The sequence below is a fragment of the Dyella japonica genome (assembly GCF_040545895.1).
GTDB classification, from domain to species: Bacteria; Pseudomonadota; Gammaproteobacteria; order Xanthomonadales; family Rhodanobacteraceae; genus Dyella; species Dyella japonica_D.
Genome location: NZ_JBEPMU010000001.1, coordinates 1,381,258 through 1,393,577, shown reverse-complemented (window position 1 = coordinate 1,393,577; position 12,320 = coordinate 1,381,258). Strand labels below are relative to the sequence as shown.

General features: G+C 65.4%; 12 protein-coding genes. 5 read left to right on the top strand and 7 right to left on the bottom strand.

Going from position 1 to position 12,320, the window contains the following annotated elements:
* Positions 1–54: 54 nt before the first annotated feature.
* Positions 55–1,122 carry a class I SAM-dependent methyltransferase gene (locus ABIC75_RS06170; protein ID WP_354012955.1) on the top strand — a complete coding sequence of 356 codons (1,068 nt, stop codon included), beginning with the start codon at positions 55–57 and terminating at the stop codon, positions 1,120–1,122.
* On the top strand, positions 1,119–1,832 hold the full coding sequence (locus ABIC75_RS06165) for a pseudouridine synthase (RefSeq protein ID WP_354012954.1): 714 nt from the start codon (positions 1,119–1,121) through the stop codon (positions 1,830–1,832). Before ABIC75_RS06170 ends, ABIC75_RS06165 begins: the two co-directional genes overlap by 4 nt.
* Before the next feature lie 24 nt (positions 1,833–1,856).
* Here ABIC75_RS06165 and ABIC75_RS06160 read toward each other — a convergent pair whose 3' ends face one another.
* Positions 1,857–2,057 carry a hypothetical protein gene (locus tag ABIC75_RS06160; protein ID WP_354012953.1) on the bottom strand — a complete coding sequence of 67 codons (201 nt, stop codon included), beginning with the start codon at positions 2,055–2,057 and terminating at the stop codon, positions 1,857–1,859.
* A gap of 228 nt (positions 2,058–2,285) precedes the next feature.
* Between ABIC75_RS06160 and ABIC75_RS06155 the strand changes: the two genes are divergently transcribed.
* Positions 2,286–3,833 carry a protein adenylyltransferase SelO gene (locus ABIC75_RS06155; RefSeq protein ID WP_354012952.1) on the top strand — a complete coding sequence of 516 codons (1,548 nt, stop codon included), beginning with the start codon at positions 2,286–2,288 and terminating at the stop codon, positions 3,831–3,833.
* Between the two features lie 6 nt (positions 3,834–3,839).
* On the opposite strand, the gene trxC is transcribed toward ABIC75_RS06155, so the two are convergent.
* Complete coding sequence (gene trxC / locus ABIC75_RS06150; protein ID WP_354012951.1) at positions 3,840–4,277, bottom strand: thioredoxin TrxC; 438 nt, start codon at positions 4,275–4,277, stop codon at positions 3,840–3,842.
* A 185-nt stretch (positions 4,278–4,462) separates the two neighbouring features.
* On the opposite strand from trxC, the gene ABIC75_RS06145 reads away from it, so the two are divergent.
* Positions 4,463–4,819, top strand: a complete 357-nt coding sequence (locus ABIC75_RS06145) for a hypothetical protein (protein ID WP_436407887.1) — start codon at positions 4,463–4,465, stop codon at positions 4,817–4,819.
* A gap of 10 nt (positions 4,820–4,829) precedes the next feature.
* On the opposite strand, the gene ABIC75_RS06140 is transcribed toward ABIC75_RS06145, so the two are convergent.
* The 4 genes from ABIC75_RS06140 to ABIC75_RS06125 all read right to left on the bottom strand — a co-directional run bounded on the left by ABIC75_RS06140 (position 4,830) and on the right by ABIC75_RS06125 (position 10,489).
* Complete coding sequence (locus tag ABIC75_RS06140) at positions 4,830–6,230, bottom strand: glycosyltransferase family 2 protein (RefSeq protein WP_354012949.1); 1,401 nt, start codon at positions 6,228–6,230, stop codon at positions 4,830–4,832.
* A 319-nt stretch (positions 6,231–6,549) separates the two neighbouring features.
* Complete coding sequence (locus ABIC75_RS06135) at positions 6,550–7,362, bottom strand: SH3 domain-containing protein (protein ID WP_354012948.1); 813 nt, start codon at positions 7,360–7,362, stop codon at positions 6,550–6,552.
* A gap of 141 nt (positions 7,363–7,503) precedes the next feature.
* The gene (locus ABIC75_RS06130) at positions 7,504–8,592 is read right to left on the bottom strand and encodes an aromatic ring-hydroxylating oxygenase subunit alpha (protein WP_354012947.1); all 1,089 of its coding nucleotides are present in this window, start codon (positions 8,590–8,592) and stop codon (positions 7,504–7,506) included.
* A 70-nt stretch (positions 8,593–8,662) separates the two neighbouring features.
* Positions 8,663–10,489, bottom strand: a complete 1,827-nt coding sequence (locus ABIC75_RS06125; protein WP_354013078.1) for a DEAD/DEAH box helicase — start codon at positions 10,487–10,489, stop codon at positions 8,663–8,665.
* A gap of 230 nt (positions 10,490–10,719) precedes the next feature.
* Between ABIC75_RS06125 and ABIC75_RS06120 the strand changes: the two genes are divergently transcribed.
* Positions 10,720–11,184: a VOC family protein gene (locus tag ABIC75_RS06120; protein ID WP_354012946.1), complete on the top strand. Its 465-nt coding sequence runs from the start codon at positions 10,720–10,722 to the stop codon at positions 11,182–11,184.
* Between the two features lies 1 nt (position 11,185).
* Here ABIC75_RS06120 and ABIC75_RS06115 read toward each other — a convergent pair whose 3' ends face one another.
* Complete coding sequence (locus ABIC75_RS06115; RefSeq protein ID WP_354012945.1) at positions 11,186–12,109, bottom strand: oxygenase MpaB family protein; 924 nt, start codon at positions 12,107–12,109, stop codon at positions 11,186–11,188.
* Positions 12,110–12,320 lie beyond the last annotated feature (211 nt).

Below are 12,320 nucleotides of genomic sequence, written 5' to 3'. Positions count from 1 at the left end.
GACCGGGCTTCGCGGTTGGTAACATAGGCAGCCCCTCCAAGGACCGATCGTCCGATGCCTGTCTCTTTCTCTCCCGCAGCCCACGACGCGGCGCTGGAGGCCATCTTCGTGCCTTTCGAAACGGGCAACCTGATGCTGCCTGCGGATGGGCGCGTGCTGTTCCTGCGTGCGCGTGACGGCTTCCGGCTGCGTGAGATGGCGCAGAAGCACTGGGTGTGCGAGCAAAGCTTCAAGCCGTTCGCCGAGGCGTTGGAGCGCAGCGGTCTGGCCGTGGCAACGCCGGGCGGTGACGAGCGGTTTCCCCTGGTGCTGGTGTTGCCGCCGCGTCAACGCGACGAAGCGCGCGCGCTGTTCGCGCATGCGCTGCGCAGGGCGTCGGAAGGCGGCGTGGTGCTCGTGGCGGTGCCCAATGCGGAGGGCGCCAAGTCTGCGGAAAACGATCTGGCGAGCGTCGCCGGTCCACTCAACCAGATCTCCAAGCACAAGTGCCGCGTGTTCTGGACACAGCCGCTGGGCTCGCAAGTGAATGCGGAACGGCTTGAAGCCTGGGCATTGCTCGACGCGCCGCATCTCAACGAGGCCGGCTATGTCAGCCGCCCGGGCCTGTTCGCCTGGGATCGCGTGGATACCGCATCGGCCTTGCTGGCCGCGCATTTGCCGGCGGATCTGTCCGGCAGCGTGGCGGATCTTGGCGCGGGTTACGGCTATCTGTCGACGCAGGTGCTGGCGCATTGTCCGGCGGTGTCGTCCATCGACTTGTTCGAAGCCGAGGCACGCGCGCTGGAACCGGCGCGACAGAATCTGCAGCGTGCACTGCACGACAACGCGCGTGCCGTCCCGTTCGCGGTGCACTGGCACGACGTGACCCAGGGTTTGCCACGACGTTACGACGCCATCGTGAGCAATCCGCCGTTTCACCAGGGGCGTGCCGATCTTCCCGAACTCGGTCGTGCCTTCATCGATACCGCCGCCCATGCGCTGCTGCCCCACGGCAGATTCTGGCTGGTGGCCAATCGCCATCTTCCCTACGAGGCCACGCTGGCCGCACGTTTCAACGAGGTACGCACGGTGGTAACGCAGGACGGATTCAAAGTGATCGAAGCACGCGGGGTGCGCGCGTGAAACTGGTCAAGCTCATCGCCAACCTGGGCTATGGCAGCCGCAAGGAAGTGACGCTCATGTTCCGCGAAGGACGCATCACCGATCCCGATGGCGAGGTGTTGTACGCGGACGACAAGGTGCCGCACGAACACATCCGCATCGACGACGAACCGCTCGATCCGCCGGCGGGCATGGTGCTGGTGATGAACAAGCCGCTGGGCGCTACATGCTCGCGCAAGGACATCGGTCGCGTGGTGTACGACTTGTTGCCGCCGCGGTACCGCGTGCGCGATCCGGCGCTTTCCACGGTGGGGCGTCTCGATCGCGACACGTCCGGCCTGTTGTTGTTCACCGACGACGGCGCCTTGCTGCACCGGATCATTTCGCCGAAGGCGCGCGTGGCGAAGGTGTACGAAGCGACACTGGCAAACGACCTGCGTGGCGACGAAGGCGCGCTGTTCGCCAGCGGCACGATGATGCTGGAATCGGAAACCGATCCGCTGGAACCGGTGGTGCTCGACGTGCTGGAACCGCGCCGCGCGCGAGTGACGCTCACCGAAGGCCGCTACCACCAGGTGCGACGCATGTTCGCCGCGGTGGGCAACCACGTGGAATCGCTGTCGAGGATTTCCGTGGGCGCATTGACGCTCGACAACCTGCAGCCGGGCGAATGGCGGGCGCTTGAAGAACACGAGATCGCGCGCATCTTTGAATCGCCGGCTGGCGGCTGATGCGCGCGTGGACTCGCGTGGTGTTTAACCGAACGGATGCTGGCGGCGTCGGGCGAGTTCGTCCTCGCGGCGAGAATGCGCGCCTGGTTGCCAGGACACCAGCTGGAAACTGCTGTGATCCTGGTGGTTGTTGTGACGGACGTCCGGCGTGTCCCGATGATTCAGCATCCCTGCTACCAGCTGCATTCCGCGCTCGATGGCGGAACGGGCAAGAAGCATGTGCATGTCGTGGCTCCCGGTCACCCCTGCGTGACCGTTCAGGCCACATATAAGCAGCTTCACACGCGATACACAAATGCCAATGGGCACTGAATTTTGGCGTAAGTTTGTCTTAAGCCATGCCATCATCTTCACAAAGGTGAACCACGCAATGTTCTGCGTTTCTGACCGGAAAAATGCCCATTTCATCGCGCGAACGGCGCATGCAAATCCAGTGCTTTGCGGAGCCACACGATGACCGGGCTGAGCTTCGACAATTCGTTCGTGCGTGAGCTGCCGGGAGATCCTGAACAAGGCTCGCGGCAACGCCAGGTGCTGGGCGCCGTCTACTCCCGGGTCGACCCCACGCCCGTGGCTTCGCCGCGCGTCGTGGCATGGTCGTCGGAGATGGCCGAGACGCTAGGCCTGGATGCGGCGGACATGGCAAGCCCGCAACTCGCCCAGGTGCTCGGCGGAAACGCCTTGCTCGAAGGCATGGCGCCTTTCGCGGCAAATTACGGCGGCCATCAGTTCGGCGTGTGGGCGGACCAACTGGGCGACGGGCGCGCCATTTCGCTGGGCGAAGCGATCGCGGCCGATGGGCATCGCTGGGAACTGCAGCTCAAAGGCGCGGGACGCACGCCGTATTCGCGCGGTGCCGATGGCCGTGCGGTGCTGCGTTCGTCCATCCGCGAATTTCTGTGCAGCGAGGCGATGCACCACCTCGGCGTGCCGACCACGCGCGCACTCAGCCTGGTGGTGACCGGCGATGCCGTGGTGCGCGACATGTTCTACGACGGGAACCCGCAGGAAGAGCCCGGTGCGATCGTGTGTCGCGTGGCGCCGTCTTTCATCCGCTTCGGAAATTTCGAACTGCCGGCAGCGCGCGGCGACATCGCGTTGTTGCGCCGGCTGGTCGACTTCACCATCGCACGCGATTTCCCCGAACTGCCGGGCGAAGGCGAGTCGCTATACGCCGCGTGGTTTGCGCAGGTGTGCGAACGTACCGCCTACATGGTAGCGCAGTGGATGCGCGTGGGTTTCGTGCATGGCGTGATGAACACGGACAACATGTCCATACTCGGTCTCACCATCGATTACGGTCCGTATGGCTGGGTCGACAATTTCGATCCCGAGTGGACGCCCAACACGACGGACGCGGGCCGTCGTCGCTATCGCTTCGGCCAGCAACCAAACGTGGCATGGTGGAACCTGAGCCGGCTGGCCATGGCGCTGGCGCCGCTGTTCACCAGCACAGAACCGTTGCAGGCCGGCCTGGATCGTTACGCGGCGGCGTATGCCGACGCCGACCGCGCCATCGTTGGTTTCTCAACCTGCGAAGAGGGCGACGTGGAACGCATGCGCGAACTCCACGCGCTGCTCACCGAGGCGGACGTCGACATGACGTTGTTCTTTCGCGCGCTGGCCGACGTGGATCCGTCGCAGCCTTCACTGGCGCCGCTGCACGATGCGTTCTACGACGACGCCAAGCGGCAGGCCTTCGAGCCGGCGTTTCGAACGTGGCTGGAAAACTACGCGGCACGCGCGCGCAGTGATGCGTGGTCGAACGAGCAGCGGCGTGAGCGCATGCGCTCGGTCAATCCGCGTTACGTGCTGCGCAACTACCTCGCGCAGGAAGCGATCGATCGCGCGATGCAGGGCGACTACGCGGGCATCCATGAATTGCTCGACGTCATGCGCCACCCGTATGACGATCAGCCCGGTCGTGAACGCTACGCGCAGAAGCGGCCGGCCTGGGCAACCCACAAGGCCGGCTGTTCCATGCTGTCGTGCAGTTCGTGACGTGAATCAGCGCAGCGCGTTGGCGAGGAACTGACGCAGCTGCATGCCGTTAAGCGCGCCCGCCTGGCGCGCGATTTCCTTGCCGTTGCGCATCACCAGCAGCGTGGGAATGCTGCGAATGCCGAAACGTTGCGCCAACGCCGGTTGAGCCTCGGTATCGACCTTGGCCAGCCGGAGCTGCGGTTCCAGGCTTTTCGCCGCCTCCGCGAACACCGGCGCGAAACTCACGCACGGCCCGCACCACGGCGCCCAGAAATCGATCACCACGGGCAGGTCGCCACGCGCGGCCACCGCATCGAAGTTGTCGCTGGTGAGCGACACCGGCTTGCCGTCGAACAGCGGCTGCTTGCAGCGGCCGCATGCGGGATGCTGGCCGAGCCGATCCTCGGGCACGCGATTCAGGGCCGCGCAGTGGGGGCAGGGAACGTTCAACGGAGTGGACATGGCAGGCCTCGGTGGCCAAAACTCGATGAAGCATCAGATGGTGTCCGCCGCAGCGGTAAACAAGGAGGCTGCACGTGCAGAGCCGGGAACGCGGAACGACGGCAGGCCGCTGGCTGCTCCTGTTGGCTGGCGTGAGCTGGACCTTACCCAACAGCTTGCTTGGCCTGCTGGCGGGCCTGGCGTGCATGCCGTGGGGCGCGCGGCCGCAGTGGCGTCGAGGCGAGTGGGCGCTGGCGTTCCGGCGCATGCCGCATCGCGGCAGCGGCGGGGCGCTCACGCTGGGCAACGTGATCCTGTATTCCTGCGACGAACTCGATACGCCGTGCTTCACCTATGCGCATCGCGCAGGGCATGGCAACGAACCGCGCATTTCACTGGCGGATCACGAGCGCGCGCACGTGTTCCAGTACATGGTGCTGGGGCCGTTGTTCCTGCCGCTTTATGCGCTGTGCGGTGGCATCAGCGTGTATAACCGCTTCGAGCGCGCGGCGGATCGCTACGCGCTGCAACGCGCCGGCTGGTGGCCGTGGCCGATGGCGTGAAGGGCAGGGCTCATCGCGAATAGTCGCGCGCGTGCCATCCCGCCAGACCGGAGAGATAACCCATCACGCTTGCCGGCTTGAGCACGAGCCCGTAAAGCAGTGCATAACCGAACAACCCGAACGGATTGCGCCGCACGGTGAGCCCCAGCGAGCGGAACATGCGCGCCTGCACCACGTAGATGATGACGTTGGCCAGCAGGCTCACCGGCACCACGAACGCCAGCATCGCACCTGCCAGCCAGTAAACACCCGTGCAGGCCAGCAGAATGCCGGGCACCAGCGCGATGGTGTAGGCCAGATCCATGTACGGGAACAGCAGATTCCATCCGATGAAGAACGTGCTCAGGCGTCGGCGGAAGAGCAGCGAGCCATGCGCCTTGAATGCTTCGATAAGGCCATGCGCCCACTGCTGGCGTTGCTGCAGGAACGGCGACAGCGAGGCGGGCACGCGCGTGAAGGCGACGGCGTCCTCGCAGTAACCCACGCGATGATGGTCCTGCAGGATGGCCCAGGTAAGCACGGTGTCTTCGCCCGCACAATGGGGCCAGCCGCCGACCACGCGCAGGATGTCCGTGCGATACAGCGAGAACGTGCCCGGCGCTACCAGCGTGCCCTGAAACAGGCTTTGCAGGCGCTTGCTGGCCGCGATGCCCTGGAAGTAATCCCACTCCTGCATGCGCGTGACCAGGCTCTGCCGCGAGTTGCGCACGAGCACGGCGCCGGCCACGGCAGCCGTGTTCGGCGGGTCGCTCATGTAGCGCGTCACCAGGCGACGCAACGCATCGGGATGCAGGTGCGCGTCGGCATCGAGCGTGACCGTAAGCGGGCAGGAGGCCAGGCGCAGCCCGGCATTCAACGCGTTCGCCTTGCCGCCGGCGGATTTGAGGTCGAGCACTTCCAGCCACGGATACGACACGCTGCGCAGCTGCTCGAGCGTGGCGTCGGTGGAGCCGTCGTTGATCACCATCACTTCGATGCGTGCGGGATAACGCTGCGCCGCAATGCTGGCGAGCGTATCGAGGATGCTGTCCTGCTCGTTGTGCGCGGCGATCAGGATGGTGACGCCGGGAAAATCACCGTCGGCAAAGTGCGAGCGGGGCGGGCGGCGATCGAGCAGCAGGCCCACCGCGAGAAACGCATTCATGAAGGCGGGCAACACCGCCACGCCCATCACCAGCAGATGCGCCGTCAGCTGCTTGCCGGGCGTCTCCAGCGCGCCCATCCAGTGCTGCGCGGTGGCGTATGCAAACGCGGCCCAAGCCAGCGAGACGATCAACGCGAGCACGAACTTCAGGCAGACCGGCAGGTAGTGGCGCCGATGTACGCGGCTGTCGTTGGCCGCGGCCAACGGCAGGCGAACCGTTACGGGGAACGGTCGCCGCCTTGCCCAGTCTCGTGCGTTGACGCTCATGCGAAAGCTCGCTGCTGCCACGGCATCGCGCTCGCTCAGGACGAATGATGCAACTCACCGGGGTTCCGGTGATACACCTTTCGCATGCCCGGCAGGCCCATGCCCGAATGATCCGACGGCGTCTTGCCAGAACCCCGCTCCTCGATGGAATGAGGGGCAAGAGTCGTGCCACGGGACGGGCGTGGCGATAGCGCGGCAACGTCGGCAAAAAGCGGGGCTTCGGCGGATATCGGCGAAAAACGCAGCCTGCGCAAACCGACGCCTACTGACACAAACCGACGCCCTGCGGCGCCGGTTGTTCGGCACGGGCCAGCGGCGGTTACGCCGGGTGCTTGTCGCCCTTCTGATCGGGCGCGGGGCGCGCCTGCGGCTTGGGCCCCCCATGACCGCCGCCCTGATTCGGCGGCGGACGATGGTCACCTTGGTTCGGCGGTGGGCGATTGCCTTGCGGTGGCGAACCGCCCGGCGGCCTGCCTTGCCCAGGCGGACGAGTGCCCGGATTGGGCCCTGGATGATTGGTCGGAGGACGATGATCCGAAGGCGGACGGTGCCCCTGCGACGGTGGCGGCCGGTTGCCACCTTGATTCGGCGGCGGACGATTGCCGTGCGGCGGAGGACGGTTGCCCGGCGGTGGCGGTCGATGGCCACCCGGCGGCGGTGCCCAATGACCGGGCGGCGGCGGGCGGGCACCCGGGTGCCAACCCGGCGGACGCGGCGGCGGGCGCGGTGCGTATGGACGGCCATACCAGTAATCGCGGTTCCGATAGAACGGGCGATTCACGTAGTACGAGCCCCAATACGCGCCAATCGAAAACGTGACGATGGGAATGCCGATGCGTGCGCCGTAATCGGCCACGTACACCGGCTGGCTCTGGTAGGTGTATTGCACGAAGGTGGCTGCAACCCATCCGCGCAAACCTTGCGTGATGACATCGCACCAACCCCATCCCTGCGTGCAACCCTGGATTGCCACGGGCGTGCCGGCAGGCAATTGCGCGATGGGGGGATAACCCGGGTCAGGGCCCGCGTAGAGATCGACGTATGCGGTCACCACGCCGTTCAAGCCCTGCGCGAACGCGGCGGGGCTGGCGAATCCCAAGAGCAACAGCACGATCCACACAAGCCGCTTCATCAGCGCTTCTCCCGATATACGCCTGGATGAGACTGCCCCATCCGCGAAGGATGCGTCAATGAAGCGTCAGCTTTGCTGATCGCGAGTTCATGCGTTCAGCGCGCAGGGCGAGAAGGATCATCGTCACCTTCGCGCCGGCATTCACGCGAGGTCGAGTGATTCGCGATACGCGCGGCGCACCATTTCGTGGAAATGATGCACGGCATTTTCCCGCAGCGGATTCAGGCGGCCCGCGTCGTACGAACCGGAGGCAAGGCCGCGCTGCACGTCCTCGCAGATGGTCACGTCCTCTTCCTGCACTTCATCGCTGAAGGCCACGTCGCGCGTGCGGCGCGCCTGCGCTTCGGCACTGTCGTCGGCGGGATAGTAGAAATCGAACTCCACGCGACAGCGATCCACGCCCAGCGGCAGCACGCGGTTGGTCTGCAGGCGCGAGGGCAGGATGTTGAGCATGGTGTTGGGATGGATGAAGTAGTAGAGCGCCTCGCCGCTGCCATACAGGTCGTCCGCGCTTTCCAGCGGGCTGTATTGGAACGAATACCAGGGCGTCGTCTCGGTGATGTAGCTGCGATAGTCGAGCAGGCTATTGAGACCGGGATGGATATGCGGCACGTGGTAGCCCTCGAGGTAGTTGTCCACGTACACCTTCCAGTTGCAGGCCACCTCGTAGCTGGCGCGGTGATGGAACACGTAGTGCTCCAGCGAACGTTCCGGCCCCAGCCGTTCGTCGATGCCGGCCACCACGTCGGCGAACGGCGGCGCATCGGCGATGGCGATGAACACCAGTCCCTGCCACACCTGTACGCGCACTTCGGGCAGGCGGATGTCCGAGGGATTGAAGTCCTGCGTGCGGCCCATTTCCGGCGCACCGCGCAGCACGCCGTCCAGGCCGTAGGTCCAGCCGTGGTAGCGGCAACGCAAGGCCTTCGCGCCTTTGCCATCGCAACTGGCGATGGGCCCTGCACGGTGACGGCAGACGTTGTGGAAGGCGCGGATCGTGCGGTCCTCGCCGCGCACCACGATCAAGGGCAACCCGGCGATCTGCGTGACGATGTGGTCGCCCACCTCGGCCACCTGCGATTGATGGCCCACCAGCTGCCAGCTGCGCGCGAAGATGGCGCGCGCATCCAGCGCCGGCATGCGCGGATCGGTGTAGAAGCGGGCGGGCAGCGTCAGCGCAACCTCAAGCGGTTGCGGTGCAAGAACGGTGTCGTCGAACAGATCACGCATGGAACACCCGCCGGCAGCTGTTTGCCCGAGTATCAACCCCGGCGCCTCGGCGAGGGAAGAGGCGGCGCGCTCAGGCGTTCGCGAGCTGCTGCTGCACGTCGTTGATGGAATTGCGGATGCGCTGGCTGAAGATCGAATCCTCGTGATGGATCAGCACCAGCCGTTCCGTCGCACGCGTCATCGCGACGTAGAGCAGGCGCGCTTCTTCCGCCTCGTTCTTGCCGGGCTTGGGCAGCGAGCCCAGGCCCGGAATGATCACCAGCGGGAACTCCAGCCCCTTGCTGGAATGCATGGTGACCAGCTTGACGGTGTCATCCACCACGAACAGCGAACTCTTGCCGTTGCCCTCGGCGAGCTGGCTGGCAATGCCGGCGCGCTGCAGCGCTTCATGCAGTTTTTCGCCTTCCCAGCTGTTGCGGAAGATCACCGCCATGTCCGACAGGTGGCGCCCTGCGGCCAGCTCATCGCGCAGGCGCTGGATGATGGCCGGCAGTTGTTCTTCCTGCCGTTCGACGCGAATGAGCTCGGGCAGCGCGCCGCGGCGGCCGGCGCTTTCCGGCGCGATCAGCGGCACGCCGTCGTCGTCCTCGCTGCGTCCGAGCAGCAGCTCGTTGGCGAAACCGCGCGCGACCGAAAGGATTTCCAGCGTGTTGCGGTAGTTGAGCTTGAGGATGGTGGTGCGGCCCTGCGCCTGCACGCCCAGGCTTTTCCAGCTGAGCTTCTTGCGGTTGGCCTGGCCGTAGATGTTCTGTGCGTCGTCGTACAACACCAGCAGCGAGTTAGTGTTGGGATCGATCATCTGCACGATGAGCTTGTACCACTCGGGCTCGAAATCGTGGCCTTCGTCGATCAGCACGGCGCCGTATTGGAAGCGCGGAATCTGTCCGCTGTCCACGCCGGCAATCACCGCCGGCGGCAGTTCCTCGGCGAAATGCGGGCCGTCCTCGGGCAGGGGGACGTGGTAGGCCGTGAGCATGCTGCGGCACCACTTGTGGAAGTTGTACACCTGCACCTTGTCGCTCAGGCCGCGCTCGCCCATGAGCTGTTCGAGTCGCGCGGCCAGCGTCTTGTTGTAGCAGAGCACCAGGATCGGCTTGGACAGCGAACGCGCCAGCTCCATCGCACGGAAGCCGAGGATCATCGTCTTGCCCGAGCCGGCCACGCCGTGAATGATGCGGTGCTCGTCGCCCAGCGAACGAGCCAGCAGTTCCTGCTGCGCGTCCATCACCTTGATGAGATCGGGGATGGCGATCCTGGTGGCGCCGCTGCGTTCGCTCGCGGAAAACAGGCCGAACTGGCCATCGCCCGGTTCCACGCGGATCTCCGGGAACAGGTGCCAGCGCACCCGATCTATCTGCGGCAGCGTGAGCGCAGTGGGGAACACCTGCGGGAACATCGCCCACAGCCGTTCCTGGAACGCTTCCGATTCCACCGATTCGTACATCTCGTCCTGGCAGATCACCAGGTGCGCGGGAATCACCGCCTCCAGCTGCCCGGCCTCGAACTGCTTGCGGCTGATGTTGGCAAGCACCACGCCGTAGCCCCACGGCATCAGCAGCTTGCCTTCGTAAGTGTGGCCGGGCGGGTGGCGCAGGGCCGGGTCCTGCGCCAACACCTTGTAGATCTCGCTGGCGCAGTCACGCGCCTGCATCAGCGGGTTGTGCTCCTTCACGCTGCTGCTGCCGGTGATCAGCGTGAACAGGGTGCGGTCGGCCTGCTGGATGGTGCCGGGCTTCCAGTCCTTCACCTCCAGCACGAGCAGGCCGCGGCGAGGGTGGAACACGATGAAGTCGGGGCGGCGCTGGCGCGGGCCGATGGCCACGTCGTACCAGATCAGGTAGTCGTCTTCGAGCTTCTGCTCAAGGCGTTCGGAGAAGCGCTTTTCGCCGCTGGTCATCTGCGGCAGGCAACTGTTGCGGGATGGAATGAGCGTCGCCAATGGAGAGCCTGCCTCGTGCCGTTCCTTGACCGCGCCGTGCGTTCAGGTCCGGCGACGTTAGCGGATCGGCGTTGCGTGTCAATCTCGCGGCACCCGCGAGGCCGCGCCTGGCCTCGGATTTTCACCAAGACGAGCCGTCGCGCTGGGCATAGTGTCGGGGCTGCCAATCCCACCCTTGGAGCCCCGCGATGAGCACGAACCAGCCACCCGTCATCAAGGACATGTTTCCCTACCTGCGCGTGCGCAACGCCGAGGCGGCGCTGGCGTATTACCAGAAGGTGTTCGGCGCCACCCTCCGCATGCGGCTGGACGAACCGGGCACCGGCCGCATCGGGCACGCCGAGCTGACGATGGGGCCCTCGGTGCTGATGGTGTCGGACGAATATCCCGAACATGGCATCGTAGGCCCGCAGAGCATCGGCGGCACCAGCGTCTCCATCCATCTGCACGTCGACAATGCCGATGCGGTGCTGGCGCGTGCCGTCGAGGCCGGTGGTTTCCTGGTTCGCCCGGCCACCGATTTCTTCTACGGCGAACGTGGCGGCACCGTGCGCGATCCCTTCGGCCACGAATGGCTGGTGGGCCATCAGATCGAAGAGGTGAGCGCCGAGGAAATGCAGCGACGCTACGACGCCGCGATGGCGGAGAGTTGAGTCAGCGCCAATGTTGCAGCGTGTCGGCTGGCACGCCGACACGCATGCAGGCGCGGCTGCCGATACCGTCCTGCAATGCCAGGCGAAATACCGGCGCTACCGACCACAGCGCACGCGCGGCCAATCGCGACTGCGCGCGCTGCAACGGCGTGCGTTGCAGCAGCGCATCCGCCCAGGCCGGCAGCAGGGCAGCACCTGCCTGCAGGAACACATCGCGCGACAGGCCTGCCACGGGCACGGGAAGACGCACGCGATACAACACGTCCAGCACCGCACGCGAACGTTCGGTGAAGCTCAACTGCGGACGCACGTGCCGGAAATAGGCGGTGATCTGCGCTTCCGATGCAGGCACGTCGCGCGCGCCCAGCGCTTCGGCGATGCGACGGACTTCATCGTAGTAACGATCCGCAGCGCCCGCCGGCATCGCCGTATGGCTATAGCGACGATAGCCCTGCAGGAAACTATAGGCTTCGGTGACGTGGACCCATGTCAGCAGGTCCGGATCATCCGCGGCGTATGGACGTCCATCTTCCGCGGCACCTTTCACCTGCGCATGGATGTGCTTCACGCGGTCGATCAGCATCTGTGCCTGCTCGACAGGCGCATACGTGGTGCCGCTCACGAACGAGGTGGTGCGGCGGAGACGGCCAATCAGGTCGTCGCGAAAGTTGGAGTGATCCCACACGCCCGCGAGCGCAAGCGGGTGCAGGGTCTGCAGCATCAGCGCCGCAAGACCGCCGGCGAGCATCGCAGGAAAATCCGCATGCACGCGCCAGGTGGCACTGCCGGGACCGAACAGGCCGGGATCGCCCACCGGATGATCGTAGTCCACGTGTCCACCGCCGCCGCGCGGAAACGCGCTCAGCACCCAGCGTCGAATGGGTTCGCGGGCAGGGCGGGTGAGGAGATTCCACGGCAGCGACATGCGGAGGAGTGTACTGCTTGGTTTCAGATGCATCCTTTGCATGCGCGAAAAGCCTGTGTTATCTCTAACGACCATGACCTCCCACACCGCCCGCCAGTATTTTTGGTTTTACGGCTATCCGATGCCGCTGGCGGAGGGTTGGTCTCGACTGTCGTAACGACAAGACACCATTCCCAAAAAGGCCGCCAGCCACCACTGGCGGCCTTTTTCA